Origin of the sequence: Rhodocista pekingensis, from assembly GCF_042665545.1 — a bacterium.
Classification (GTDB): domain Bacteria; phylum Pseudomonadota; class Alphaproteobacteria; order Azospirillales; family Azospirillaceae; genus Rhodocista; species Rhodocista pekingensis.
Genome location: NZ_JBHTCM010000023.1, coordinates 1 through 739, shown reverse-complemented (window position 1 = coordinate 739; position 739 = coordinate 1). Strand labels below are relative to the sequence as shown.

1 protein-coding gene is annotated in these 739 nt (G+C 65.2%); it reads right to left on the bottom strand.

Annotated elements, in window-relative coordinates:
- Positions 1 to 301: 301 nt before the first annotated feature.
- Positions 302 to 637, bottom strand: a complete 336-nt coding sequence (locus ACFQPS_RS17225) for a hypothetical protein (protein ID WP_377360451.1) — start codon at positions 635 to 637, stop codon at positions 302 to 304.
- Between the last annotated feature and the right edge of the window lie 102 nt (positions 638 to 739).

The following is a 739-nucleotide window of genomic DNA, read 5'->3' as shown; positions in this document are numbered from 1 at the left end:
GTCAGGCTCATAACCTGAAGGCCGCAGGTTCAAATCCTGCCCCCGCAACCAATAACATCAAGCCCTTAGCTGCTAACCCAGCTAAGGGCTTTTTGCTGCATGGAAGCACCGCGGAAGCAGGCGGAGCGGCAATCCGGGGCAGGAAGGCTGCCGTGTCGCCTCACCCCGCCCGGCTCCGGCGGCATCTCAGGGCAGCACGGACGCGCCGTTCCAGTCCCGATACCCTTCCGGCAGGCGGAGACAATCATCCGGGATGCTGCCCCGTCCAGACCAGCGCGTGCCAACGCTGCGACTCTTCTCCTCAGGCGCCCCCGCCTCGCCCGACGCCCAGGTCCGCAAGCACCGCGGCAATCTCCGCCTCCGATGCTTCGGCCTCTGCCATCGCTGTCACCAGATCGCGAAGGGTGGCGCCCCACAGACCCCTGAAGACGGACGGATCTGCTTCATGATAGGGGCGTAGAATCGCTGCCGCCCGCCGATAGGAGCTGATGGCCAGCCGCAGATCGTCCGAGCCACCGCCGGACTTCTGGATGCCACCCAGGACCGACAAGGCCCGTGCCAGCTCGGGGAGGAAGGCGTCCGGGTTGCTGTCCGCGAGCGTGGTCCGGATATCCACGGCCTTGCGGGTGGCCTGCAAGGCCTCCTCCCGGCGTCCGAGGGCGGAGAGCATGGAACCGAGGCTAGAGCATTTCCGTTTTATACGGAAGCATATCCTGAGTTGCTGAGATAGTTGGCGCAT